General features: G+C 36.8%; 25 protein-coding genes and 1 riboswitch. Of the genes, 15 read left to right on the forward strand and 10 right to left on the reverse strand.

Annotation, left to right across the window (positions count from 1 at the left end):
* Positions 1 to 139: 139 nt before the first annotated feature.
* Positions 140 to 1,327 carry an MFS transporter gene (locus MKY13_RS08570; protein WP_191699042.1) on the reverse strand — a complete coding sequence of 396 codons (1,188 nt, stop codon included), beginning with the start codon at positions 1,325 to 1,327 and terminating at the stop codon, positions 140 to 142.
* A gap of 91 nt (positions 1,328 to 1,418) precedes the next feature.
* Here MKY13_RS08570 and MKY13_RS08575 point away from each other — a divergent pair, with 91 nt between their 5' ends.
* The 6 genes from MKY13_RS08575 (at position 1,419) to MKY13_RS08600 (ending at position 7,816) form a co-directional block, all read left to right on the forward strand.
* Entirely contained in the window at positions 1,419 to 3,080 is a 1,662-nt protein-coding gene (locus MKY13_RS08575; RefSeq protein ID WP_339216507.1) for an ABC transporter substrate-binding protein, read from the forward strand.
* Between the two features lie 157 nt (positions 3,081 to 3,237).
* Positions 3,238 to 4,191 carry a cation diffusion facilitator family transporter gene (locus MKY13_RS08580; RefSeq protein ID WP_339216509.1) on the forward strand — a complete coding sequence of 318 codons (954 nt, stop codon included), beginning with the start codon at positions 3,238 to 3,240 and terminating at the stop codon, positions 4,189 to 4,191.
* Between the two features lie 35 nt (positions 4,192 to 4,226).
* Positions 4,227 to 4,538, forward strand: a complete 312-nt coding sequence (locus MKY13_RS08585) for a metalloregulator ArsR/SmtB family transcription factor (RefSeq protein ID WP_339216511.1) — start codon at positions 4,227 to 4,229, stop codon at positions 4,536 to 4,538.
* A 399-nt stretch (positions 4,539 to 4,937) separates the two neighbouring features.
* Positions 4,938 to 6,458, forward strand: a complete 1,521-nt coding sequence (locus MKY13_RS08590; protein ID WP_339216513.1) for a succinate CoA transferase — start codon at positions 4,938 to 4,940, stop codon at positions 6,456 to 6,458.
* 35 nt (positions 6,459 to 6,493) lie between these two features.
* Positions 6,494 to 7,003, forward strand: a complete 510-nt coding sequence (locus MKY13_RS08595; protein WP_339216515.1) for a YfiT family bacillithiol transferase — start codon at positions 6,494 to 6,496, stop codon at positions 7,001 to 7,003.
* Between the two features lie 78 nt (positions 7,004 to 7,081).
* Positions 7,082 to 7,816: an alpha/beta hydrolase gene (locus MKY13_RS08600; RefSeq protein ID WP_339216517.1), complete on the forward strand. Its 735-nt coding sequence runs from the start codon at positions 7,082 to 7,084 to the stop codon at positions 7,814 to 7,816.
* Between the two features lie 53 nt (positions 7,817 to 7,869).
* Here MKY13_RS08600 and MKY13_RS08605 read toward each other — a convergent pair whose 3' ends face one another.
* Both MKY13_RS08605 and aac(6') read right to left on the reverse strand, forming a co-directional pair.
* Positions 7,870 to 8,367: a hypothetical protein gene (locus MKY13_RS08605; RefSeq protein WP_339216519.1), complete on the reverse strand. Its 498-nt coding sequence runs from the start codon at positions 8,365 to 8,367 to the stop codon at positions 7,870 to 7,872.
* Positions 8,368 to 8,400: 33 nt separating this feature from the next.
* On the reverse strand, positions 8,401 to 8,835 hold the full coding sequence (aac(6'), locus tag MKY13_RS08610) for an aminoglycoside 6'-N-acetyltransferase (RefSeq protein WP_339216521.1): 435 nt from the start codon (positions 8,833 to 8,835) through the stop codon (positions 8,401 to 8,403).
* Positions 8,836 to 9,018: 183 nt separating this feature from the next.
* Between aac(6') and MKY13_RS08615 the strand changes: the two genes are divergently transcribed.
* A complete protein-coding gene (locus tag MKY13_RS08615) occupies positions 9,019 to 9,564 on the forward strand; it encodes a glutathione peroxidase (RefSeq protein ID WP_339216523.1) in 546 nt (181 codons plus the stop codon).
* Between the two features lie 67 nt (positions 9,565 to 9,631).
* On the opposite strand, the gene MKY13_RS08620 is transcribed toward MKY13_RS08615, so the two are convergent.
* Positions 9,632 to 10,450 carry a Ku protein gene (locus MKY13_RS08620; protein ID WP_339216525.1) on the reverse strand — a complete coding sequence of 273 codons (819 nt, stop codon included), beginning with the start codon at positions 10,448 to 10,450 and terminating at the stop codon, positions 9,632 to 9,634.
* Between the two features lie 108 nt (positions 10,451 to 10,558).
* Between MKY13_RS08620 and MKY13_RS08625 the strand changes: the two genes are divergently transcribed.
* Positions 10,559 to 12,394, forward strand: coding sequence for a DNA ligase D (locus MKY13_RS08625; RefSeq protein ID WP_339216527.1), 1,836 nt, complete (start codon positions 10,559 to 10,561; stop codon positions 12,392 to 12,394).
* 112 nt (positions 12,395 to 12,506) lie between these two features.
* On the opposite strand, the gene MKY13_RS08630 is transcribed toward MKY13_RS08625, so the two are convergent.
* Positions 12,507 to 12,677 (reverse strand): YjcZ family sporulation protein, encoded by a 171-nt coding sequence (locus MKY13_RS08630; protein WP_339216529.1) that lies wholly within the window; start codon positions 12,675 to 12,677, stop codon positions 12,507 to 12,509.
* A 144-nt stretch (positions 12,678 to 12,821) separates the two neighbouring features.
* Between MKY13_RS08630 and MKY13_RS08635 the strand changes: the two genes are divergently transcribed.
* Together MKY13_RS08635 and MKY13_RS08640 are read left to right on the forward strand one after the other, a co-directional pair.
* Entirely contained in the window at positions 12,822 to 13,247 is a 426-nt protein-coding gene (locus MKY13_RS08635; protein WP_191699030.1) for a thioesterase family protein, read from the forward strand.
* An 828-nt stretch (positions 13,248 to 14,075) separates the two neighbouring features.
* The gene (locus MKY13_RS08640) at positions 14,076 to 15,110 is read left to right on the forward strand and encodes a site-2 protease family protein (protein WP_339216531.1); all 1,035 of its coding nucleotides are present in this window, start codon (positions 14,076 to 14,078) and stop codon (positions 15,108 to 15,110) included.
* Positions 15,111 to 15,204: 94 nt separating this feature from the next.
* On the opposite strand, the gene MKY13_RS08645 is transcribed toward MKY13_RS08640, so the two are convergent.
* Positions 15,205 to 15,399, reverse strand: a complete 195-nt coding sequence (locus MKY13_RS08645) for a DUF4177 domain-containing protein (protein ID WP_191699028.1) — start codon at positions 15,397 to 15,399, stop codon at positions 15,205 to 15,207.
* 247 nt (positions 15,400 to 15,646) lie between these two features.
* Between MKY13_RS08645 and MKY13_RS08650 the strand changes: the two genes are divergently transcribed.
* The 5 genes from MKY13_RS08650 (at position 15,647) to metA (ending at position 23,102) form a co-directional block, all read left to right on the forward strand.
* Positions 15,647 to 19,393, forward strand: a complete 3,747-nt coding sequence (locus MKY13_RS08650) for an AAA domain-containing protein (RefSeq protein ID WP_339216533.1) — start codon at positions 15,647 to 15,649, stop codon at positions 19,391 to 19,393.
* Between the two features lie 6 nt (positions 19,394 to 19,399).
* Positions 19,400 to 20,164, forward strand: a complete 765-nt coding sequence (locus MKY13_RS08655) for a nucleoside-diphosphate sugar epimerase (RefSeq protein ID WP_339216535.1) — start codon at positions 19,400 to 19,402, stop codon at positions 20,162 to 20,164.
* A 442-nt stretch (positions 20,165 to 20,606) separates the two neighbouring features.
* Complete coding sequence (locus MKY13_RS08660) at positions 20,607 to 21,209, forward strand: hypothetical protein (RefSeq protein WP_339216537.1); 603 nt, start codon at positions 20,607 to 20,609, stop codon at positions 21,207 to 21,209.
* Between the two features lie 101 nt (positions 21,210 to 21,310).
* The gene (locus tag MKY13_RS08665) at positions 21,311 to 21,613 is read left to right on the forward strand and encodes a hypothetical protein (RefSeq protein WP_339216539.1); all 303 of its coding nucleotides are present in this window, start codon (positions 21,311 to 21,313) and stop codon (positions 21,611 to 21,613) included.
* Between the two features lie 248 nt (positions 21,614 to 21,861).
* A riboswitch (SAM riboswitch) is annotated at positions 21,862 to 21,970 on the forward strand.
* 190 nt (positions 21,971 to 22,160) lie between these two features.
* Positions 22,161 to 23,102, forward strand: coding sequence for a homoserine O-succinyltransferase (gene metA, locus MKY13_RS08670; RefSeq protein WP_191699026.1), 942 nt, complete (start codon positions 22,161 to 22,163; stop codon positions 23,100 to 23,102).
* A gap of 186 nt (positions 23,103 to 23,288) precedes the next feature.
* Here metA and MKY13_RS08675 read toward each other — a convergent pair whose 3' ends face one another.
* The 4 genes from MKY13_RS08675 to plsY form a co-directional block, all read right to left on the reverse strand.
* Positions 23,289 to 24,059, reverse strand: a complete 771-nt coding sequence (locus MKY13_RS08675) for an ABC transporter ATP-binding protein (protein WP_339216541.1) — start codon at positions 24,057 to 24,059, stop codon at positions 23,289 to 23,291.
* Positions 24,060 to 24,181: 122 nt separating this feature from the next.
* Entirely contained in the window at positions 24,182 to 24,808 is a 627-nt protein-coding gene (locus MKY13_RS08680) for a YitT family protein (RefSeq protein WP_191699422.1), read from the reverse strand.
* Positions 24,809 to 24,919: 111 nt separating this feature from the next.
* Positions 24,920 to 25,210: a HesB/YadR/YfhF family protein gene (locus MKY13_RS08685; RefSeq protein WP_191699024.1), complete on the reverse strand. Its 291-nt coding sequence runs from the start codon at positions 25,208 to 25,210 to the stop codon at positions 24,920 to 24,922.
* A 108-nt stretch (positions 25,211 to 25,318) separates the two neighbouring features.
* Positions 25,319 to 25,921 carry a glycerol-3-phosphate 1-O-acyltransferase PlsY gene (gene plsY, locus MKY13_RS08690; protein ID WP_191699023.1) on the reverse strand — a complete coding sequence of 201 codons (603 nt, stop codon included), beginning with the start codon at positions 25,919 to 25,921 and terminating at the stop codon, positions 25,319 to 25,321.
* Positions 25,922 to 26,167: the final 246 nt, after the last annotated feature.

The following is a 26,167-nucleotide window of genomic DNA, read 5'->3' on the forward strand; positions in this document are numbered from 1 at the left end:
ATGTTGTTAAATCAACGTTCCTGCTTTTTCTATTGGTACATTGTTTATGCGTGCTTTATACACTGTTATTAAAAGACAATACTGACATTGATTTGAGCGTATTTTATGGCATGCTGTGTCATGCATGCTTATCCTAATCTTATACCGTTTTTGTAAATTTTGTTTTAAATAGAATAAAAACATTAATAGAAATAATAATTGCGCTTATAAGAAATATCGGTGGAATGGCAAAGTGATCTGCCCAATAGCCCCCAACTAGTAAACCAAAAGGTAAAGCGAGTTTCATAATCATTGAGGTTGTACCAGCAACACGACCTAATAGATGATTGGGCGTTGTTTCTTGACGTAGGGCAAGGTAGACAATATTTGTCATCGTAGAAATTGCTGTACGTAAGGCTAATAAAATCCCTAATAGCCACCAAGTTTGTGCAAACATAAAAGCAATTAAAATAAAAACTTCCACTGCCATTGAATATGTATAAATTTGTCCTCTTCGATATTTATTACGAAGTGGTCTAATTATTTTTGCTCCCAATATGCCACCAAAAGCTGATAGTGTAAGCATGAAGCCAAGTTCCTCTTTAGAAAAATGTAGCGTATCGAGTGCATAAAACGTCAGCACACCGATAATGAGGCTTGACGCAAAGTTCGAAAAGAAAATTGTCCAAGTTTGTATAAACAGCGATTTATTTCTGATCAGCTCATCATAACCTTCTTTTAAATCCTGCCAAAGTGATTGAGAAGACCGCTCTGGATTCGGCACCTTCTGTAGTAGCGCTGTTACGAAAACAATGAGCAGATTACAACCTACAAATAGCCATAAAAATAAAGCATTCGAACTCCAAAGCAGAAGCATACCTAATAGTCCAGGTCCGATAATTGAAATTAAGGTACTTTGTAACGACAATCTTGTTTGAATTTCTGTCATTTGCGAACGCTCAAACAACTGCGGCATAATCGCATTTGTTGCGCTGCCGATCATATAGCCGAGCGATGAAATAACGAAACCAAGTACATAGACAGACCAAAGTGAAAACTCGGTTGTCGTTAGCACTACAGTTAAAGTGAATGCAAATAGCGTACGGATGACATTTCCCCAAAGCATTGTTAGGCGACGATTCATTCGGTCTACGAGTACACCAATAAACATTCCTAATAGCACATTGGGTAGGAAATCCATTAAGCGCATTGTACTCATAGCAATGGCTGACTTTGTATATTCATACAAGATAAGCGGTAATATAAAGGAAAACGTCGTCATTGAAATATTTACTAATAGTGAGATTACATACAACTTTTGAAAATTTGGATTTTTAAGTAAATTCATATAGCACCTCCACTTAAAGAAGTTTAGAATAAAATAACAGGAACAAAAAGTGATTGAAAAAATAGACTTGTTCACCTTTTAAGGAGGAATTATGGAATACGAGTTTACGTTAAGCAAATTTTTTAGGAAAGATCAACGTATGGAAACGTCTATTGCGGAAATAGCCGAGCTTTTAAATTGTTCTACACGCTATGCAAAAACGATAGTACATCAGCTTGAGGAAAACCAGAAAATCCAGTGGGAGACCGCGCGTGGACGTGGAAAGAAGCCGTTTATTACGATGCTGAGAAATTCAGATACCATTCTACTAGAATGGATATCTCAACTCTGGGAAATAGGGAATTATGAAGTCGCATTGGAAATAATAAAACGCTATGACATGACGCAAAATTCAACTATTCAGGCGTGGTTAAATTCAAAATTAGGTCTACAGTCTATTGAAGATGCGCATATATTTGTTCAGCAAATGTATGAAGTTGAACTTTTTCTAGATCCTTTAAAATCAATTTCAAGGCATGATTCCCATATGATGGAGCAAATTCATGAAACACTTTTTGGGATTGATGAAAATGGCAATATTTTTAATAATTTAGTATTTGCCTATGATACACAGGATTATCGCACATGGTCTTTCGTATTAAAGAAAGGAGTCAAGTTTCATGACGGTACAATACTAACGGCAGAGGAGGTCGCAGCTTCGATTGCCTATATCAGTGAGCGTTACAAAGAAATTTATGAAATCGAACAAATGGATGTCCTTAGTAAATACGAACTTCTTGTACAACTGAAAAAGCCATTTTCCTTACTGCCAACCTTTTTTGCAAGTCCGAGATTAGTCATGTTAACCAAATCCCTCAATCCGGAAATCGGCTGTGGACCTTTTCAACTGAAGCAACTTTCAAATGACAAAATTATTCTGGAGGCATTTCAATCTTATTTTAAAGAACGACCTTGGATTGACCGAGTGGAGCTGTTTATATCGGAAAGCGATGTCGCAAGTCCAATTTCTCATATGCCGATCGAGGACGAACCTTATCGTGTCATTGAACAGCAGGAGGAAGGGGCAACATATTTATTTTTTAACAGTAACCGTGAAGCCTTCTCAAGTGTAGAGGCAAGAGCCTATATATGGCATAATATTTTACCAGAGCAATTTGTATTAAATCCGTATTACGAGCAACCTGCGTACGGCTGGCTGACTACATCAAATAAAGTACAAGTAGAAATCCCACAGTTAATAAACCCCGACTTGAAAGAGCCGATTATTATTGGGTATCAACAAATTCGTGAAGGAGTGAACCACCTTCCACAAGCAGAAAAGCTTCAGGAGATTTTAGCAGAGCATAATATTGAAGCGGAACTTCAATGTATTAATTTTCAACAGCCAACAACTGAACGATTTAAAAAGATGGACTTATTTGTTGGAGGTATGGCTATTTTAAGAAATCTAAATCTATCCTTTTATAATTATTACACTACATACGGGAAAGACTTAATTTCTACAATGAATGCACAGGATTGTAAAAAGGCATTCAATCTATTTGAAGAAGCGAAAACGTCACATAATCCATTGCTTCAATTTGAGGAACTTGAGCAATTTCTGCAAACGTCATATCATCTGAAATTTCTAAAACACCGTAAGCATTACTATTATGTTCGGGAAAATTCTAACTTTGATCACGTGGTGTTTGATAGCCATGGACGAATTGATTATCGGAAACTTTATATTTCGGCAAATGAACATAAAAAATGATAAATACCTAAAATATAAGCCGCCTCACTACTGTTTTTCAGAAGTAAGGGGGCTTATGAACTTTTAGGCGAATGTAATTGACAATTCTGCCAATAAATAATAAGTTATATATGAGTATATGTTCATATATATAAATTGAAATGTGGAGGGGTTTTAAATGGGGGGTCACGATCACCATCATCATCATTCTCATAGCACTAACAAGAAAGTATTGTTCATTTCCTTTTTAATCATTACAAGCTTTATGATTGTCGAAGCGATTGGCGGTTTCTTGACAAATAGCCTTGCTCTTCTTTCAGATGCAGGTCATATGTTAAGCGATGCGGTATCGCTGGGCATTGCATTGTTGGCCATCATTTTGGCTGAAAGGGTCGCTAATGGCAGTAAAACATTCGGCTATAAACGTATTGAAATATTGGCCGCTACTTTAAATGGATTAACTTTAATCGTTATTGCATTGTTTATTTTCTATGAAGCAATTCAAAGATTCATGAATCCACCGGAAGTCGCATCAATAGGGATGCTCATCATTAGTAGTATCGGGTTAGCGGTAAATATATTAGTCGCATGGATTATGCTACGCGGTGCAGATACGAAAGAAAATTTAAATATGCGAGGAGCCTATTTACATGTAATAAGCGACATGATTGGCTCAATCGGTGCCATTGTGGCAGCTTTACTTATTTTGTTTTTTGGATGGGGTTGGGCAGATCCTTTAGCCAGCATATTTGTTGCGGCACTTGTTATTCGAAGTGGTTATCATTTAACGAAAGCATCTCTGCATATTTTAATGGAAGGAACACCTTCAGATATAAATGTGGAGGACATCATTCATACGATTGAACAGCACAACGAAATTAAAGCGATTCATGATTTGCATATATGGACAATTACTAGTGGGTTAAATGCGATGTCGTGCCATGTAGTAGTAAATGAAAACTTAACGATAAAAGAAAGTGAGCAGCTGCTCGATAAAATAGAACACGACTTACTTCATCAAAATATTCACCATGTAACAATACAAGTTGAAACTAATACACATAAACATGACAGTTCCATTTATTGCACAGTCAAGCAGGATACGAATGCACACCACCACCATCATCATTAATACCTTTAATTTAATAAGAAATGAGTGTTAATAATATGTCGATAGAAAAGAGAATCCAACACGAACTGGATGACGAAACATTATTTGTCGTATCGCAAACATTTAAAGCATTAAGTGACCCTACGCGGATTCGTATTTTAAACATGTTATGCTGTGAGGAACATTCGGTAAATGAAATCGCGGAAAAGTTGGATTTAAATCAATCCGCTGTTTCCCATCAATTGCGTTTTTTGAAAAATCTGCGCTTAGTAAAGTTTCGCCGGGAAGGAACAACATTGTATTATTCAAGCGACGATGATCATATAATTAATCTGCTTCACCAGGCAATTGATCATGCAAAGCATTAAAGTCCGAGTTCATTTCGTAGCTTGAAATCGCATAATTTTTAGCCTTTGTAAGTACTGAAAATAAAAAATAGCACATAATAAATTATTCATAAATATATATTATGATTTCGATATAATGTGCAAGAGTAATTAAAGTAGTCTTTATATCGTTAAACGATCGGATTAAAGGGATTCAACAATTCCTTAATCCGTTTTTTTATATTAATCCTTTTACTAGGATAATAGATTATTTCTATCATTATGATAGGTATGATGTAATAGACGAACGGGAATGCTCTCATTACAATATAAATAAGGCAATTAAAAAATATAGTGTCTTGGATTTTTTAATTGGCAATATGAATTTCATAAAGATTCATCGTAACAACGAATTAAAAAACTATTTTGGGGTGATTGTTAATGGAAAAAGATTTAAGTCAATTCATCAGAAATGAAGCGTTTTTAAGTAAAGTTGTTTCGGCAGAAGAGGCCGCTTCTTGGATTGAGGACGGTATGAACCTTGGAATGAGTGGTTTTACACTTTTCGGGGAGCCAAAAGAATTTCCACTTGCACTATCTAAACGTGGTGAGAAAGAAAATTTCAAAGTGAATTTATATACTGGCGCATCTTTAGGTCCAACTGCAGATCAATCGATGGCAGAGGCGGATATTATTAACTTACGTGTTCCTTATCAGGGGAATGCCGTTATGCGCGGGAAAATCAATGCAGGAGAAATATTCTATATTGATCAGCATTTATCTCATACAGCAGAAGAAGTGAGAAAAGGATCGTTAGGGAAAATCGATTATGCAATTATCGAAGCTGCTGCTATTACAGAAGATGGGCTAATTATTCCAACTGGTTCGGTAGGGAATTCGCCTATTTTTGTTGAAAAAGCTGAAAACGTTATCATCGAAATTAATACGACGGCACCAAAAGCTTATGAAGGACTTCATGATATTTATGTTCAGAAGGCACAAGGTGAACGTAAAGAAATTCCTGTATACGGTGTGGCAGACCGTATTGGTGACATCGGGATTAAAGTAGATCCAGCCAAGGTAAAAGGGATCGTGTTATCGGAACAGCCTGATGTGCCTTCACCGTTATTTGAGCCAAATGAAGAAACACAGCAAATTGCAGACCACTTATTGGATTTCTTTGCTAGTGAAGTGGAATCGGGCAAATTACCAGAGTCATTAGCTCCATTACAATCGGGAGTTGGATCGGTTGCAAATGCGGTTTTAAATGGCATGCAAAAATCACAATTTAAGGATATAGAAGTGTTTTCTGAAGTTCTGCAAGATGGCGTATTCGATCTAATTGATGCGGGAATCGTTAAATTCGCAGCGGGTACTGCATTCTCACTATCGAAAAAACGCGTTGATCAACTTGCAGAGGATTTAGAGAAATATAAAGACAAGATTATGTTTAGACCACAAGAAATCTCAAACAATCCGGAAGTTATTCGTCGTTTAGGTGTTATTTCATTTAATACTGCCCTTGAGGTAGACATTTATGGAAATGTTAATTCAACGCACGTAAATGGTACAAAAATTATGAACGGTATTGGTGGATCGGGTGACTTTGCACGTAATGCTCGTATTACAATTTTTGTAACGTCTTCTTTAGCGAAAAATGGTGCCATTTCAACAATCGTTCCATTCGTATCGCATATTGATCATACAGAGCATGATGTAGATGTAATTGTTACGGAGCAAGGATACGCGGATCTTCGCGGACTCCCACCAGTAAAGAGAGCCGAAAAGCTAATTGAAATTGCGCATCCTAAATATCGCGCGCAATTACGTGCCTACTTTGAAGAGGCGAAAGAAAAAGTCGGCGGTCAAACACCACATATTCTAGAAAAGGCATTTTCTTTCCATACGAATTTGAAAGAGCATGGAACGATGTTAATCGAGGATACTAAAATTAATAATTAACAGTGATTGTACAGAAAAAAGGTGGTGCTTCAAAAATGGATGTACAATTTCCAATTGGTAAATTAGCAGTTCCTGAAAATGTGACATTAGATCATATTCAGGAGTGGGCAAAACAAATAGAAACGTATTCAACTCGTTTAAATGAAACGGTTGCTGGATTAAGCACCGAAGAATTAAACAAAACATACCGTGAAGGCGCCTGGACAGTCCGCCAGCTTGTGCATCATATTGCAGACTCACAGCTGAATATGTATCAACGTTTAAAACTTGCTTTAACAGATGATAATCCTACCGTACCGGCTTTTGATGAAGAAAAGTGGGCAGTTCAGCCGGATACCGCGCTTCCTGTTGAAAGCTCTCTAAAAATGCTGGAGGGGATTAATGAGCGTATTGTTGCTTTAGCGCATCATTTAACAGAAGAGCAATTAGGACGTGTATTCACACACGAAACAAATGGTGAAATTTCTGTAGCGACTAAGGTAGCGAAACTGGCATGGCATGAAGAGCACCATTTAGCCCATATTAAAATCGCATTATCAAAATAATAGCTCTTTACAGAATTGGCTTATCTAAACTTGATAAGCCAATTTTTGGTATGATAAAAATAGCTGGGGGGTGTAAATTTGATTTATTACGAACAATACGGCGATCCTAATCGTCCGATCATCATACTTTTACATGGGGCAATGGCAGTACATACATTTACACAGCAATATAGTTTATTGAAAGAGTATCATATCGTTTTACCTCATTTATATGGCGCAGGAAAGTCCGTTGAAATACTTTACGAACCCGAAAAATTATCGCAGGAAATTGTAGAATTGATACGGTCACTTAATAAGCCGAATGTTGGCATTATTGGTCATTCTATTGGCGCACAGCTTGCGGTAAAATTAGTAAGTGACAATCCGGAGCTGTTTTCATTTGCTGTATTTTTTAGTGCGAATATATGCCCGAATGAAAAGACAATCCAAATGTATTGTAAATTTGCCCCTATAACTGTGAGGCTGCTGCGCTCTAATTGGATTGTAAAAATGCAGGGGAAGTATTGGAATTATTCGAAGGAGCAGGCGAATGATATGGTGGAATATGCCCAAAAAATAACCGAAGAGAATTACAAAGCGTTTTTCACTGAAACGTTAAATATGATCAATCTACCTCACTTTTATACAGTTTCAGTACCAATGCTAGCGATTTGTGGTGAGCGTGAAAGCAAAGACATAAAAGATTCACTTAAATTGCTAGGGGAAAATGAGCATTGTAATGCAGCGACTATTTCAAAAGCAGGTCATGATTTCCCGATGCGTAAAGCAGAAAAAATAAACCCGATTTTACTCGAGTTTATTCAAAGGCTATAAAAAATGATATGTATCAAGAGAATAACGGTAGGGGAAGTAACAAGGGAATACCTTTAATTATTGTCTGTAGAAAATTGTTCAAGAGTCTTCCACTCTACAATTTTCTCGTTTTCTTCTCCATTACTTTTAAATTTTATTTTTAATCTACGGTCACTATCTTCCTTTACATTGTCCGCTAAAATTTTAAGTATGATTTTTCCTTTACCATCAATTTCAAAGTTATTAATATTTTTTTTATCCCCAATATCTCTATTTCCATAAATCCCTGGTTTTTTTAATGGATCAGCACCGAAAAATTCATACTTTATCCCATCTTCCTCGTATGTAATAGGATTATTATCCTTTTTTATTAACTCAATTGAATCTATTGTTACTGGTGATTCTCCTGTCCATTCAAATGGAACAACGAGATGATAAGTTTCATTTGATAGAAGCTCGAATCCAAAATTCCCTAAAAGAAATTCACCTGTTACCGCTTCTTCCTGTTCACTACAACCTACTACTGTAAACATAATGCATAAGAAGCTTATACATAATAAAATTTTCTTCATAATCAATCTCCTTAAATAATTAAACATATTTATTTAAAGCTTTTTCGTAAAGCATATTATACGGTTTGCTTCAGTAAAGCCTAATTTAAGATGTACGTGTAGGCTGGCTGTATTCGATAGTTCACAATCGCTCGCAAATTCCGTGCACCCTTTAGCCTTTGCCCATTGTTCGCATGCTTGAACGAGATCTTTTGCTAATCCATGCTCACGGTAATGTTCAACGACATATAAACCTTCCAAATAACCAACTGGACTTGAATCTGTTCCTTCTACATAATCGTGTCGAAGCTGACACTGAGCAAATCCGATTGCTTCCTCCTCACTAAATGCCAAAAAGATAGCACTGTTAGGATTCCCAATCGCTTCTTCCATGTTTTGAATGAATTCCTCTAAATCATTATCTGGCCAAAGTTGTAACGCAAGTTGTGCTGTCACAGTTGCATGTTCAATCGTAGCTAGTTTAATCATAGTATCCTCCTAATTGGAAATATAATAATATAATATCAAAATTTAAGAGTGGATTTCTTAACTTCTTAAAAAAAAAAATATATTTCTGATAATCTCTCTTAATTTTTTACTTTTCAATAGATGTTTTGTACTATATAAAAGTAGTATAAAATATTTACAGAAACTTAAATTAGGGGGATCTAAATGAGTATTTATAATTATTTGGTAAGAAAAACAAACGGTGAGATTTTATCAATGGAAACATATCGGAATCAAGTGATGCTAATTGTCAATACAGCTAGTAATTGCGGTTTTACATATCAGTATGAAGATTTACAAAAATTATATGAACGATACGGCAATAAAGGTTTTAACGTTCTTTCATTTCCATGCAACCAATTCGGCGAGCAAAACCCTGAAGATGGTGCAACATCTGCATTGCAATGTAAAACGCAGTTCGGAGTTACTTATCAAGTATTTGATAAAATAAATGTCAATGGTAAGGAAACTCATCCTTTATTTAATTATTTAAAGCATGAGGTCGATTGCCCGGAGTTTGTCCGTGATACGATGCAGCAAAAACACTTGTATGATATGATTCAGACAAATTATCCTGACTATTTAATCGGCCGCAACATTCGATGGAATTTCACGAAATTTCTCGTAGACCGTAATGGACGTGTCATTCAACGCTTTGAGCCGGATAGTTCATTTATGGATATTGAAAAGGCTATTGAAAATTTATTGTAATTGTTAGCTTTTCATAAGACATTAGAAAGAGCAAACACGTAATTAATGTGCGTTTGCTCTTTTATTTTTAGGCATTTTTCTTCGTTCGGGTTGTACGCTTTCTTGGTGCGGGTTTCTTCGTTTTATCAAGTGAAGCTTGAAGCGCCGACATGAGATCCGTAACATTATCAGGCAGTGGTCGCTTTTCATTTACTGATACGGTACTTCCAGCCTTTTTATCTTCAATTAATTGCATTAATGCTGTGCGGTATTCATCTGTATATTTTGAGGGATCAAACTCGGTAGTTAATTGTTCAACTAACATGAGCGCCGTATCGAGCTCCTTTTGAACAACGGTATCCACATCCGGTATATTGGGTACATCACCGACACTTCTTACCTCATCAGGAAAATGGATGGTCTCCATAACTAAAGCATCCTTGTAAACCCGGACCACCGCTAATTGTTCTTTGGATCGTATGATAATTTTTGCAACACCGATCTTACCGGATTCTTCTAATGTCCTTCTAAGTAATGCATAAGCTTTTGACCCTGTTGCATCGGGTGACAGGAAATACGTTTTTTCAAAATAAATGGGATCAATTTCTTCTAACTTCACAAAATCAATAATCTCGACTGATTTATCCTCATTTTCTTTACGTAAATTTTCTAGTTCCTCAGCATCCAGTACAACATATTTATTTTTCGAATACTCGTAAGCCTTTACGATATCTTCTTCAGTAACTTCCTTTTCGCAGCCTTCACATACTTTTTTATAGCTAATCGGTGTATGGCATTCTTTATGAAGTTGCCTTAGTTTAATATCCTTATTTTCAGTAGCCGCATGAAGTTTCACTGGAATATTGACTAATCCAAAGCTAATACTTCCTTTCCAGACAGTATGCATGCATTTTTCACCTCATTTTTCCTTACTATGGAACTAAAGATTAATTTTTATGTATTGTCTTAGTAAAAAAAACGAAAGATAGTAGAAAAACGAAAGTTGGTTGGAAATTTGAAACCAATGTTATTAACTGATTCAAATGAAATACCAGTTGGTGATTGGTTATATGAACCAAAGTATGATGGATACCGCTGCATTCTTTCCTGGGATAAAGGAATGCATTTTCCTATTTTAAAATCGAGAAACGGCAATATACTTAATGATAAATTCCCGGAAATTATTAAGTACTGTGAGCGTATTTATGACGAGATAGCACCCTATTTACCCGTAATGCTCGACGGGGAATTAGTTTATCTAACAAATAATTTCCAGAGTGAATTTTCAGTAGTACAAAAGCGGGGAAGAATGAATACTGCCGAAACGATCGAGTCCCATGCGGATACTTTTCCTTGTCATTATATTGCTTTTGATTTACTGATCTATGAGGGAAAGTCAAAAATTAATAGCCAGTTGACTACTAGAAAGCAAATGCTGAATAAGCTGTTCGATACGATCAATCTCCCTACTACAATAAATTACATGAATGCTAGGCGACTGCAGGCTATAGATACTTTTGAAAATAGCGCTTTAGTTTGGCAGAATGTGAAAACACATAACGGGGAAGGGGTTATTGCCAAGAAAAAAACAAGTAAGTGGATGGAAGGAGCAAGAACAGCTAGCTGGATAAAAATAAAAAACTGGAAATATGTAGATGTTATTTTAACGAAATTCGATAAATCCAATGGTTTTTTTGCCGGCGCAATTTTTAAAGAGGGTTCATTACTGGAAATTGTCTCATTTAAACACGGTTTAAAAGAAGAGGAATACAAAACACTAACGACTTTTTTTAACACATATGGCACTTTACTAGGAAATGAAATTTCGGAAATCCCTGCCTCGATATGTGTTTCAATTGCGTGTATTGATTTTGATGGCACTAAATTAAGGGAACCGAGATTTCATGCGTTCTTGCATCATGTAAATCCGGACGAATGCAACTGGAAAGGTATGCAACGTCAGTTAAATCCAATACCTGAAAATGTAGTTGTAACACATCCGGAAAAGCCCGTTTTCCCTGTAAATGCAATTATTAAGGATGATTTTTTACTATACCTTCAAGAGGCAGCACCTTCTATGATGCCTTTTTTAAAGGACCGTCTGTTAACTGTTATTCGTTATCCTCATGGCTTACCGGGGGAAAGTTTTTATCAAAAGAACTATCTGGAAAATATACCGGACTATGTTACAACGCATATCGCGGATGAGACAAATTATGTGATTTGCAATAATATCGAAACGCTTTTATGGTTAGGAAACCAGTTAGCAATAGAATTCCATATTCCATTTCAGACAATTCATACGGATAAACCGACCGAGATTGTCTTTGACTTGGATCCGCCATCCGTCGAAGAATTCCATTTGGCAGTGAATGCAGCATTAAAGCTTAAAGTCATACTGGATCATTTTAATCTTCAATCATTTATCAAAACTTCGGGTGGAAAGGGTATGCAAATTTATATTCCCTTACCCTTTAATACTTTTTCATATGAAGAAACCGGGATTTTCACCGAATTTATATGTAAATTTTTAGAGCAGCAGTATCCCCAATGGTTTACAGTTGAGCGGCTTAAAAAAAATAGGGGAAATAGATTATATTTGGATTATGTCCAGCACAGGGAGGGCAAGACAATCATAGCGCCCTATTCTACGCGTGGCAATGCCAATGGATTGGTAGCCGCGCCCTTATATTGGGATGAGGTTAACGAACAGTTGAAGCCAAAAAAGTTTACGACTATCCATGTAATGGAACGGATGCGTACACTCGGTAATCCATTTAGAGAATTTAGGGAAATCGGTGAAAAGCAAGCGTTCAAATCAGCGCTTGATCAAATTAATGGTTTAGGATAAATGTTTTGGATCGTTGGATGTAATTTTGTACGGACAACAAATACTAAAAGGGTCACTCGGGGGAGGTGACCCTTTTAACCGTTAGCAACAGATGATTTTAGGCACAAAGATTTTAGTAGATGAAAGTAGCGCCGACAATAATTAAAAGAATGAATAAAACAACGATTAAAGCGAATGTTGAACCAGTACCGCCGCCGTAGCCGCCTCCGTTGCCACCACCGTAACCACCACCGTAGTTTCCGTAGTTGTTAGTATTACCTTGGTATCCACCTTGGTATCCCATGAAAAATCACCTCCTTCTCCGTTATCCTATTCAACGATGGGGAACTGATTCGGGGCATTCGAACATAAATGAATTAGAATTTAAATTATTTTTCGTTACACATCGCCATTATTAACGCTATAATACCTTCTAGAGGTGAATTGAATGTTTATTTCAGAAACAACAGTAGAAGTACGCTATGCCGAAACCGATCAGATGGGTGTCGTGTATCATGCGAATTACCTTGTATGGTGCGAAATAGGGCGTACGCAAATTTTAAAGGATTTAGGTTTTAATTATGCAAAGCTTGAAGAAGATGGCTACTTATCGCCAGTGATGGATTTTTCGATTCAGTACAAGGCAGCGATGCGCTATGGTCAAACTGCGACAGTACGGACTTGGATTGAGGAGCATACGAAGCTGCGCACTACATATGGCTATGAAATTTTACATGAAGACGGGACTGTTGCAGTAACGGCGAAGTCTCAGCATATTTTAGTGAAAAAGGAAAATTTCCGCCCGGTAGCATTAAAAAAAGTAGACCCAGCTTGGGATGCAAAATATGCAGAAGTGGCAAGAATTAAGGGCTAATAATTAATTTTATATGAACTCAAAAGGAGCTTAGCTGTACAAACAGCTAAGCTCCTTTACGTTTTAATTCAAGTATTTTTGGCGTCTCACCCTTCGCTCCGCGTCACTCTGCTTTAACATAAATAGAGCATTTCCGTTCTCTGCCGCCTCTCGATAGCGCAAGCGGCTTGATTGGGGATTATTTACTTCACTCTATAACGAGGGGCAAAGCTTTGAAATTGGTAGGCCTCTTAAAAGACAAGAAGGCAGTGATAAAGACAAGTATCACATGGCTTTAGCGCTTCTTGCCGTAGTCCACAAATCAAGGGGAATTTTACTAAAAAAGCAAACCTCATTTTATGAGGATGGCAGATTGTCGACAAAAGGTTTCCAGAGACCTTTTGTCTTTTTATTATAAATTTAACTAGGTGCTTAGCAGAAACAAGTTGTTCATTCTTCCTATTTCAAGTTGTTCAGGTTCATTGATTTGATTACTAGTCATGTAGATATCTATCCTATCGCACTTTATTTAAAGGGATTACTAAGTTGATTGGAATGGAGGGACCGTGACTCCACCGGGAAAAGCGCGCGCGGAAGATCCACTAAATTGTGCCTGCCGGTGTAGGCACAATTTAGTTAGCTGGAGCCGTGCCCGGGGAAAGCATCGGTCCCGGAATGGAAATCAACGGTTTCAATGTTAATGTAATTCTTCTTTTACAAACGCTTTTTAAGAATTTTTCTACAGTCTGACAACCTCATTATATGAGGATGATATACTATTTTACTATATTTGGATATAATTACAGGTAAGAAACGACAGATTAATTACAGACTTTGGGGGTAGTAGGTATGCAATTTATTAAAAGTCCATTAGGAGTGACCATTTTATTTTCGCTCGTGGCGCTCGGTTTTCAATTAACAGCTTTTGCGGATACATTTCAAACGATTTGGTTATTTAGCGTGCTCGCTATTGCGACATTTTTTATCCATGAACTAGGGCATGCCTTGTTTGCGGTGGCAGCAGGGTATCAGTTTAACTTTTTAACGGCCGGACCTATTACGATTGAACGTAATAAGATTAGCGCTAATAAAAGCTGGGCATTTTTCGGTGGCGTCGCAAGTTGTTTGCCAAAAACAGATGACTTACAAATTATACGTCGTCAACATCTTTGGTTTGCAGCAGGGGGACCCATTATTTCGCTAATAGTAGGTAGCGGTTCTCTTATTTTGAGTTATATTTTTGATCTGCAAATTATATTATTTTTCGGGATGTTGAATATAGTTATTTTTCTAGTGACAGCTATTCCGTTTAACGGAGGAATGAAATCAGATGGACGTGTAATACTTGAACTATTATCGGATAAAGATCAGAATCAGTTCGTTAGCTCGCTTATACTGATGAAAGAAATGATGACACCGGTTCACCCGACATCATGGTCAAGTAATTTAGTGGAGCAAGCAAGAACAGTACAACCAAGTGAAGAAAATATTAGCACTAGCTATTTGCTGTTTTACTATGATTTATTGAAGCATGATTACGAAACCGCTTCAAAAGCCATAACTGAATATAAATCAATCCCAGTGACAAAGAAAAATAAAATGACAATGCAATTCATAACACATATAAAGCAACTGGATTTAGTAATGCTGGGACATACAGCAGCATTAGAGGAAATGCGTGAATTACATAAGATGATGGCGCCAATTGAGCCGATTAGCTATAAGCGTAGTGAGTGGATGATTGCGAAACTTTCCGGAAATGAAGCTTTGGCATCGAAAAAGCTAGCAGAACACCGCAAACAAATCGAACAAGGTAAATCTCAATTCGGATTTTTCTATGCGGAAGAAAGACTGACAGATTTAGTGGAGGAAAAGTTAAAATAGAAAAACCCCTGTTCTAGAAATAAAGTACCGGCTAGGCATTAAATTTAGAACAGGGGTATACATTTTTTGATTTAGTTGACGTTACAAACAGTTTTTATTTAATTTCTTTTTCAAAAATCAACTCAAAGTTCTCTGCAGATCCATAACCGACAACACTCGGTGCAAAAATTTGAACGAGTCTCCAGCCATTTTTTGCCTCTTCTTTTATAATTTCGCGATAATCTTCTTTTGCCGTTGCCTTCATTAAACCTTGTTTTAACTCAATTTGAATAAATTTGTATTCGTACATCATGATTCACCCCTCTTGGCATAAAATTCGTTAAGTATACAGTTAAACCTTTCATAAATATGAAATTTAAAATAAAAATATAACTGGTGAGAATAGTTAAGCAAATGGTCACATGACATCCTTTATACAATAGCTTTTACTAAAAAAATGCTTTAAAGGCGAAATACAGCTATATAATATTTTTGCACGTGTCCGTAAAATATTGATATAATGAAGGTTATGATTAAAAGATAAGGGAGGTGTGTTCATGGCATCAAAAACAATCACGAATGTGCAAACCCGCTGCCATATTTTACTTACAAATACTGCACGTGAAGCAATGAAGGAGCATGTTCCTGATGAACACGCCTTTTTTAATTTACAACAATATTTTTACGTCGCAATTGAAAAAGTTTCTGTGGAAGATGAACAAACACATATTACGATTTATTTCGATAATGAGAAAAATTTAAAGCTGAAAAGTAAATTTGATGATCGTGTTGTCATTATGGATTGTGTTTTCGATCCGAAAAATGGCCTCGTTGCAAAAAGCTTCCGTTCACGTGGTAAAGGTACACCGGTCGTAACAAATCGCCGCGCAACAATGAAAATTCATTTTGTCGCTTCACGAATTAGTGGGCATACATACCAAGCGCCATTTTTACAGGCAATTGCCGAGTTGCCAATAGCACAAGAACGCTTTGACTACGTAAATAAAAGAATTAGTAGCTGGGAAGGCTATTTAAAAGTTTTAAATAAAAATGCAGATATTGAAGATATACATGCCCGTTTTTCAGCCGTTACATATGATGCGGATTTTACCCATATGACATTGCGCATTTCCAATCTGGATAATAAACAATGGAAACAGCTGGAAGGCTTAAGTGCCCGACTACGTGGTTATGTCCAGGAAATTGGAGACGTCGCAAAAATTCGTCGAAATGAAAATACTGTTGAAATTGCACTAAAGCCTTATTACAGTAATTTGGCTCGCAGAAATGAACTACATTTTCAATCAGAGGACGTTGAATTTTCCAATGCTGCGACAAAATCACAGCTAAAGCGTTTATTAAAAGGGTTTGAGCGGTTAAAAGAAGGATTAGCGGCCAATGCCAATTTGGAAACGATTTTATTTGAAGACAAACCAACGATTGCAGAGCGGAAACAGCCGTTATCAATCGATTTTCATAATCAGTTAAATACGTACCAGCAGCAAGCAGTTGAAGGGGCAATGAGTGCAGAAGATTTATACGTTATTCAAGGTCCACCCGGTACCGGTAAAACGACGGTAATTTCAGAAATTTGCTACCAAAACGCCAAAGCCGGTTTAAAAACGCTTGTTGCATCCCAATCAAACTTAGCTGTGGACAATGCATTAAGTCGGCTATTGTCGAATAAGGATATCCGAATTTTGCGTTATGGCCGTACAGAAAGTATTGAAGAAGAAGGCAAAAAGTTTATTGAAGAAAATGTAGCGGCGTATTGGCAGGAGCAAACGTTTAACGCGATTGGTCATGAAATTTCATTGCATACAAAAAAAGAACAGCTTTTAAACGAAGAAATTGCCTACGCACAAAAGGAAATTCATGAACTAAATGAACAAAAGCTAGAACTTGAAAAGCAAATCGAGCAAAAAGAAGCGGCGAAAGCAGAGCTGCATGTATTGGCGGAAAAAATCAGTGCTTTAAAAAAAGAGCTGACGTTATGCAAGAAAGAACTTGAAGAAAATGAACGTAAACTCGAAAAACTACAAACCGTGCAAAGTACAACAGCTGAAACAGTCGCAAACTTCGAACAGCAATTAGCAGATGGAATGACTGTTGAACAGCTTACAGAACAGCAGGAAAAGCTGAGTGAAGCGAAAATGGACTATGAAAAGCAAATTGCACAAAGTAAATACAAGTCCGTTCTTCATCGTTATGAGCAGCAGTATGAAGCCATTCAACTAAAAATCCAACGTGCGAATGAAACTTCGGAATATGGAAAGATCGTCGACAAAATTGCCTCTTTGAAAAAAGTGTATGAAATTGAAGCATTCATGACTGAATATAATATTCGCCGAAACTATGCAATGGATCGATTACTTACTGCTCTAGAGCGTATCCAGCCTCAAATGGAGCAATACAAGCCTATAAAGGATGTAAAAGAACGACTTGAAAAAGCGCTGAATTACAGTGAAACAGCACTTGGCATTCATGTGACACCAGATCAACTGGAAATGAATCATCATTATTCACTTGAAGAGGTACAGGAATTTTTAACGAAACTAAGCAAGGCATTTCGCGATAAGAAAGTGAATGCACAAAACGGTATACGCTCAATCCAGGGCATCCATTTGCGTATGCAATATATTGATCAGTTGAACAATAAGTATATGGATTCAATTCGTGAAACGGTGCTTATTTTTGAAAAGCTAAAAGAAGAAATCACGCTTCAGTTCAAGGAGCAAAATGACGAAAAGGCACAGGTTCTTCAAAAATTGCAGGGTGAAGCTGCTGCGATCCAAACTCAAATCGATTCAGTAAAAGGAAATGTGGACCCTTCAATTGTCGTTAGCCATACGACGGAAGAACTAGAAGAATTGTTGGCTACAAATGAGCTGGAGCAAATGAAATTCGAGACGCAGCGTCAAAATCGGGAAAGATTAAAGCTTCAGCACAGTAAAAAAGCAGAAGAACTTGCAGTACTGGATGAACAAATTGCACTTGGCACTACGACTGTTGAAAACATGGCGGCACGCTTTAAAGAAATCAACAGTGAAGGCGTGCAACTCGAAAAACGCCGTACAGAGCTTGAACAATTAACGAAGCTAAATCCAGAACAAGCTATTGTAGCTGTAAACGAAAAAATTGAGCATTTCACTGCGCAAATTGCAACATTACAAGTGAAAATCGATTTACTACCCGTGACAGCCGAGCTTCAAAACGAGTGGTACGGTTTACTGGAAAATGCGAATGCGCACGATTTAGATGAAATCAGAAAATTATATGTGAAGCATGCAAATGTCATTGGCACGACATGTGTAGCGTCGGCAAATAAAGAGTTTATGGACAACTATCCAACGTTTGATGTTGTCATAATTGACGAAGTATCAAAGGCGACACCACCTGAACTACTATTACCGATGTTAAAAGGTGCAAAAATCATTTTAGTAGGAGATCATCACCAATTGCCGCCACTTGTCGGGGATGCAACATTTGAAGAAACGTTGGAGCAAGTAGTAAAAGAAAGTACGACGTTTGAGGAAAAACGAGAACTAGAAAAATTACTGGAAGAATCGTTATTCGAACGCCTTTACAATAACTTACCTAACCAAAATAAAACGATGCTTGCTCTGCAATATCGTATGCATAAAAATATTATGTCAACTATCACGCCGTTTTATGAAAATGAACAGGAAAGTCTGCAATGTGGTTTGGAAGATTCGGATGCTGTACGCGATCACTTCCTGCAAACTTCTAAAATTACGCGCGACAACCATTTAATGTGGCTGGATATTCCGAATGAAAAGCCGTATTTTGAACAGCGTGTAAAAGAAGGTTCCAGCTTATTCAATGTAGCGGAGCTTGATCAGATTAAACAACAATTAATGGAAATGAATGAAGCGACTGCAAAAGCAAAAGCGGAAGGGTTAATCCCGCAAGATGCTCTAAAATCTGTCGGAGTCATTTCGTTTTACGCGGAGCAAGTAAGACGTATAAACCGTCTCATAGAACAGGAACTTAGCTTACCGCACCTGCACATTCGTACAGGCTCGGTCGATAAGTTCCAGGGTATGGAGATGGACGTTATTATCGTCAGTATGGTGCGTAATCATGATCATGAGCGCGGAGAAATTGGGTTTGCCAAAGATTATCGCCGTTTAAATGTTGCATTATCCCGCGCACGTGAACTGCTTATTATGATTGGCAGTACCGATATGTTTACAAAACGTCCAAAACATGTGAAAACACGCGATATGTATTCCCATGTATTAAATACAGTAAAAGAGCAAAGCGGCTATTTTGCAATGTAAGGAAAGGTGTATACAGTGGATTTAAACAGCATAACCGGACAATTACAAAAAGAACTCAACGAAAATCCGAACATCGAAATTCAAAAGCAGATGCAATACGCCATTCCCATCCACACGTTGGAAGTGCATTATCATCCTGTTATGCGGAATGCGATGGATATTTTAATGAAGATGATGCTCATTTCATTCCAGAAGGCGAAGCTGAAAAATGTCGAGCTTTTAGCGGAAATTTTATTAGTTGAACCGTTATTTATCCATGATTTAACTAATAAAATGTTACGAATGGGCATGATTGAAAAAGAAAATGAAGTGTTCACACTTACGGCAAAAGGAATGGCACAGCTTGAATCGGGTATTTTTGAAGAGGAGCTTGAGCAAACAAGTCATTTTGTGCAATATAGTCCGATTCATGAACAGCTGCTGGAAGGTGATTTAGAGGAGTTCGCTGATTTAGAGGAGTTTCCTGAACCATTTCCGGCGATTGAAAACGAGGAAATTGAAGCGATTGAAGAATCGATGCTGATTGAATTTATTCAGCGGCAGTTAAGCGAACAACCCTTGTCCGAACAGGAAGCCCCAACTTTTATTACAAAAGTTATATCGACCGAATCGATTCAAATTAATGATATTCCAGTTCTATGTTTTTCACTTTTGAATCAAAAGGAAAATCGGCATTTTATGCGTGTATATAATACATTAACAGGTGTATGGGATGAGAGGCTTGAAACGATTTTATTCAATTATGAGAAAGAGCATTTGAAGCCTGAGTAAATATATATTTTGAAAACCCAGTAAGATCAAGAGTTTGAGTCACTTGATAAGAAGCGGAGTATTTTACAATTTATTTATTATAATAATACACTTCTTATTATCTGAATTTAGATAATGAGAAGTGTATTTTTGTTGTTAAAATTCGCATTTGAAACTTTTAAAGCGGATAGAAAATTTTACTTGCATCAGCTTTTCATGAAATAGCGCGGTTGTGCTATCTGTATGCACTTGAGAGCAATCAAAAATTGATTTATTGAGTCATTAATTATACATCTAACTTCATTACAGCAAAGTTTATTTAATGACGTAGCACACTTTTTATTGTTTTTTTTGTGTTTGAGGTATGCTATTATCGTTTGGTAAATTTTGCTGACTCGATAATAAGGAGGGCTAAAGTTGAAAGGCGTTTTTGATATACTAGCGGGGATTTTGGGGGAAGATAATGACAATGGATAACTATGAACTAAGAGAAAAGGTATTAAGAGAGTTGCATGATGGCTTTAGATCTTTCTGGTGTTCTACGAGATGTAAATTGATGGAAGTTTCCTATGACCAAGCTTTTAAGATCATAGGTATTAAGTATTCTTGGGATAAAAAACTAGTTGAAGAGATGAGAGTGTTATTGTCTCAAATTGTACGAAACTTAGAATTTGACTTAGAAATTATGCATTGGGGAGACCCTATACGAAACTACGATGAAAAAGAAATTCTAGAAAGCATAGGTAAGGTTGGTAGTTATAAAGAATTTATTGAAGGACTTGAAAGAGTCCTTCGTGAAGGACTTATAAATGACTTTAACGAAGGCTGGGATTTAGAAGAACAGTTGATGGCTGTAGCCAGAGAGTATCTAACCAACTATTCAAGAAGATTGGATTATAAAGTGAAAAAGATATTTGAAGAAACAGGCAAACTTGAAGATATTAGTCGCATAGTGAACAGTTTTGAAAAAGTTCTTGAAGAGAACTATAAGAGATTTATCAGTAAACAATTAAAGGTTGATTCACCTTATTTCATATATGAGGGAAACGGACAGAAAGAATGCTGAAGAAAGTTTATTACTAACTATTTAAAACAGATAGAACGAGTAGGATGAAGCAATGTCAGGAGACCTGCCCATATAGCTATTAAGAGTAAAGTGTGTTGTGCTTGTTCCCTGTTCCTTATCCCCTAGAAGATAAGCCCACTTTTGTTGATAGAGATGCTTATAACTATATTATTAATGGAACCCACACAACTGCATATTTTGTATTTGCAGTTTTATTTATGATATTTACTAGCATGGCTTTCGACTTTATAATACAAAGTCAATTAGTTGCGGATTATATGTTAGATTATTATAGTGGTGGGAATATAAGAGATAGAAATAATGCAAATGCTGCAATTAGAGAGCTAGTAAAAGTGTTTTATATATTAAAAGAAATGATGATCAACTACAATATCGGAAGTTGAGCAACCTTCAAAAGAGGGTTGTTTTTTTATCGTTAAAATACAATACGTTTCTTTTTTCCAGAAGTATGATTTATTATGGAAATTATTTAGATTTAATAAGAAGTTAAATAATTTATATAAAAGTACTCCTAATTAAATATAATTAAATTATTGAGGTATAAGTGTGGTCATGACAGTATTTGTTTTATATATTTTTTTGAATTATTGCAAAACTTACGCTACCGTGTTACACTAGTGTCAATTTAATAGTCTTATCAAGAGAAGCGGAGGGAACTTGGCCCGTAGATGCTTCAGCAACCTCTAGTATAACTAGAAAGGTGCTACTTCCAGCAAGGCAAAGTCCTTGGCAGATAAGAACGGGTATATTAACCTCTCATTTCTGTTGTGCTGGAATGAGGGGTTTTTTGTTTTTTCAGCAAGTATGAAGGTACTTGCTCCAATAATCAAACCCCTGCGGCTATTATGATTTACTTGAAAGGAAAGAAGCTTGAAATAGCTTTCGTTATGAAACTAAGATTATTTAGAAAGATTAGAGGGGGACAGTGTAATGCCGATTAATATTCCGAAACATTTACCGGCCGGTGAGCTACTGAGAAAAGAGAAAATTTTCGTTATGGAGGAAGACCGGGCGAAAACTCAGCAAATTCGACCTTTGAATATTTTAGTGTTCAATTTAATGCCGGAAAAAGAAAAAACCGAGCTCCAATTATTGCGTTTACTCGGAAATACACCACTACAGGTAGATGTGACATTTTTAAATACCGCTACATATGAATCAAAAAATGTTTCCAAATCACATTTAGATACGTTCTATCAAACATTCGATGAAATTAAACACCGCCGATATGATGGTTTGATTATCACAGGTGCACCGGTAGAGAAAATGCAATTTGAAGATGTTGGATACTGGAAGGAAATTACCGATGTAATGGATTGGGCCGATCAAAATGTTACATCAATTATGTATATATGTTGGGGAGCACAAGCTGCACTGTATCATCATTTCGGTATCGGGAAATTTGAGCTGCCTAAAAAATGCTCCGGCGTCTATTCACATGTGATTACCGATTTAACGGTCGATTTAGTACGAGGCTTCAGTGATGAATATGTTGCGCCTCATTCACGTCATACATCTGTCTCGATTGACGAAGTCCGTGCGCACCCAGATTTGCGTCTGCTCAGCTATTCGGACGATGCGGGGGTATTTATCGTTCAATCAAAAAACAATAAGCACATCATGATTACAGGCCATTTAGAGTATGATGCGACGACTCTATCGGACGAATATTTCCGAGATGTTGAAAAGGATCCAGAAAATACGGAAGTTCCAATTAATTACTTCCCAAATAATGACCCGCAAAATGCTCCAAAAAATGTATGGCGTGCCCATTCACATCTATTGTTCTACAACTGGTTAAACTATTACGTATACCAAGAAACACCTTATGAATGGCACTTTGTTGAGGAAAATATCGAATATCATATTTAAAAAAATGGCTAGGAAAGAAATAAAAAATTGATTGGAATGGAGGGAGACTCCAGCGGGAAAAGCAAAATTTTTTGCGACGAGTAACCGCAGGAGCACGGACGCCTGAGACTACAGGCTCAGGCCGTGCCCGCGGAAAGCGTCCCGGAATGGAAATCAATTTTTGGGTTATAGCTCAGCCGCTCACTTCTATTTCACTGCAATCCATGCACGTTCTTGTTGTATTTGCAAACTTACTTCACGGCCAAAAAAATCACTTAGCAATTGTTCATTCAATATAACTTCGCGAGTATCTGCAGCTACGCTTTCACCATCTTTCATTAACAGTACATGGCTGAAACAAGGCAAAATTTCTTCTACATGGTGCGTTACATAAATAAGTGTAGGGCAGTGATTGCCTTGTGCTATTTGCTCAATCTTTTGCAGTAAGTTTTCCCGCTCTATAAGATCGAGTCCGCCGCATGGTTCATCCAATATTAATATTTCTGGTTCTGCCATTAAAGCACGTGCAATTTGTACACGTTGTCGTTCACCTTGCGATAAATGCTCAAAAGATTTATTCGCCAAATGATCGCAGTGAAACTGTCTCATAAAGGATAGTGCCTGCTCAATTTCTGTATCGGACACGTCATTAAATAGACGGAGCGCACCGAATTTTCCGCTAAGCACAATTTCAATGGCATTATCCTGCCAGTTGAAGCTGTCAATCATTGCATTGCTTACCCAGCCGATGCGTGTTCGGAGAGTAGGGATATATGTATTGCCGAAAGTTTCACCTAGTACTTGCACTTTACCATTGTTCGGCCAAATATAGCCGTTGATTACTTTTAACAAGGTTGTTTTTCCTGAACCGTTCAAGCCTAAAATGGCCCAATGCTGTCCTTTTTGTACATGCCAGTCTAAATTATTCAAAATTACTTTTTCATTGCGGTAAAGATGGACATTTTCGATTTTTATCATAAAAAACACCTCCAATTACTACTATGCTTGATTTATTCAAATTCTGAAAGTATTTTTTGAATATTGTCACAATTGTTTATAAAAAAAGAAAGCAAACTTAATAAGTTCGCTTTCATCACAATTTAAATTACGGCGCTTTCTACACCTGCTGCACGGTAAAACAGTTTTTCATTCCATTTTAAAGCCCACTGAACAACGGGCCCTAAGCCGAATGCCATAATTACTGTTCCTACGCCAACAGGACCGCCTAATAGGAAGCCAATAACAGCAACTGATACTTCCATTGTCGTACGTGCACGGTTCACGCTCCAGCCTAAACGACGGACTAATAATAGCATTAATGTATCGCGTGGTCCGACACCGAGGTTAGCTACCATATACATGCCACAACCGATACCTAGTAATACAATTCCCACGACAAACGATAAAGTTTGTTCCAAAAGGTTGTGAGCATGAGGTAGCACATACAAAAAGATATCAATAAAAATACCTGTTAAAAACATATCTAAATAAGTACCTATTTTCGGTAATCTTTTAGATAACATCGAGTCAATCGCTAAAATAAGTAACCCGATAATGATGGACCAAGTCCCGATTGTTAATCCGAGATTTTTATAAAGTCCTATATGGAGCACGTCCCATGAACCTACTCCAATTGTTTGTCCTTTAATCGTTAAGGCAACACCTAATGATAAAACGATAATACCTGCGATAAAAAATAGGCAGCGCCAATAAAATCCTTGTTTCACGTTCAATTGTAATCCCTCTTCTTGTAGTCAATATCATCTTTACACATTATAGCGATTACAAGGGTGAAAAACGGATTTACAATATATTTAAAATATTATTACTTTTTAAGGCTATTTTTCATAGGAATAGCGTAACTCGTCCATTGACTCGTCGACGTCTACAATTAGATTGTGGTGATTAAAAAACCATTCATCTGACTTTTCAATAAAGAAGTGTACATTCTCTATAACAGTTTCTATCCCTATTTCATGTGGCTCCTCACGTGTCATTCCTAACGAAAAGCCTTCATGAAAGGGAGATGAGCCGCCATAGCGTGCGTAAAAGCGAATATAGTCCCCATGTTCTATTTCCATTTCTTCTTTAAACCATTCGACTGCTTTTTCTGTTAATTTAATTTCCATACAATTCACCTCTATAGTCATTATGCAGGAAATGAAAAAAACTTACAAAGCCCGCGCCTGCTTAAATGAACCAAAAAAGGCTGAAAGTATAACCCTTCAGCCTGGATGTTAAAAACCTTTAATTTTTGGTTCAGTTCCGTTTTTAATGCGTATAATATTCTCTCGGTGACGATAAAAGATAAAGGAAGCTAAAATTGCTACTAAAATAAAGAGGGCATATTCACCTGTAACAATCCAATTAATCGTTACATAGATGATCGCCACTGTAGAAGCAATCATTGACGTTAAGCTCACCATTTTTGTTGTCTTTAATGAAATAATAAATACAATAAGTAAAACAATGAATAATGGCAAATTATAGCCTAAAATGATACCTGCACTTGTAGCTACGGCCTTACCGCCGCGGAAGCTAGCGAATATCGGGAACATATGCCCCGCAGCTGCAACGATACCAAGAATAAGCGGATGAACAGTGCTATCACTGAAAACAGCTAACAGTGGCAACAAAACGGCTGCTGTTCCTTTAAAAATATCAATTAGTAGGACAGCAATTCCAGGTTTTTTACCTAGAACTCTAAATGTATTCGTAGTGCCTAAATTTCCGCTGCCTTGCTTACGGATATCTGTTTTATAAAAAATTTTCCCTATCCATAATGCAGATGGGATGGAACCGATTAAATAAGCACAAATAATTATTAAAGCGTTGATCAAGAAGTTGTGCTCCTTTCAAATATCAGAATTATTAGTTGGTACTAATAGTATGTTATGAATATTCTACAATGTTTTTTAATAGAAGGAAAGAGGTATTATTTTTTCGCAATTTTATGAAGTAAACAGGAAAAAAGTTACATTTGTACATCAACTATTAAAGGATAGGCTTTTAAACGTCGGTTTTTGATGATACAATTAGTCTTTGCAAAGCCTAAAAAAGTACGCTCAAACATTGACATCATGCAT

This window comes from Solibacillus sp. FSL W8-0372, from assembly GCF_037969735.1.
In the GTDB taxonomy this organism is placed as follows: Bacteria; Bacillota; Bacilli; order Bacillales_A; family Planococcaceae; genus Solibacillus; species Solibacillus faecavium.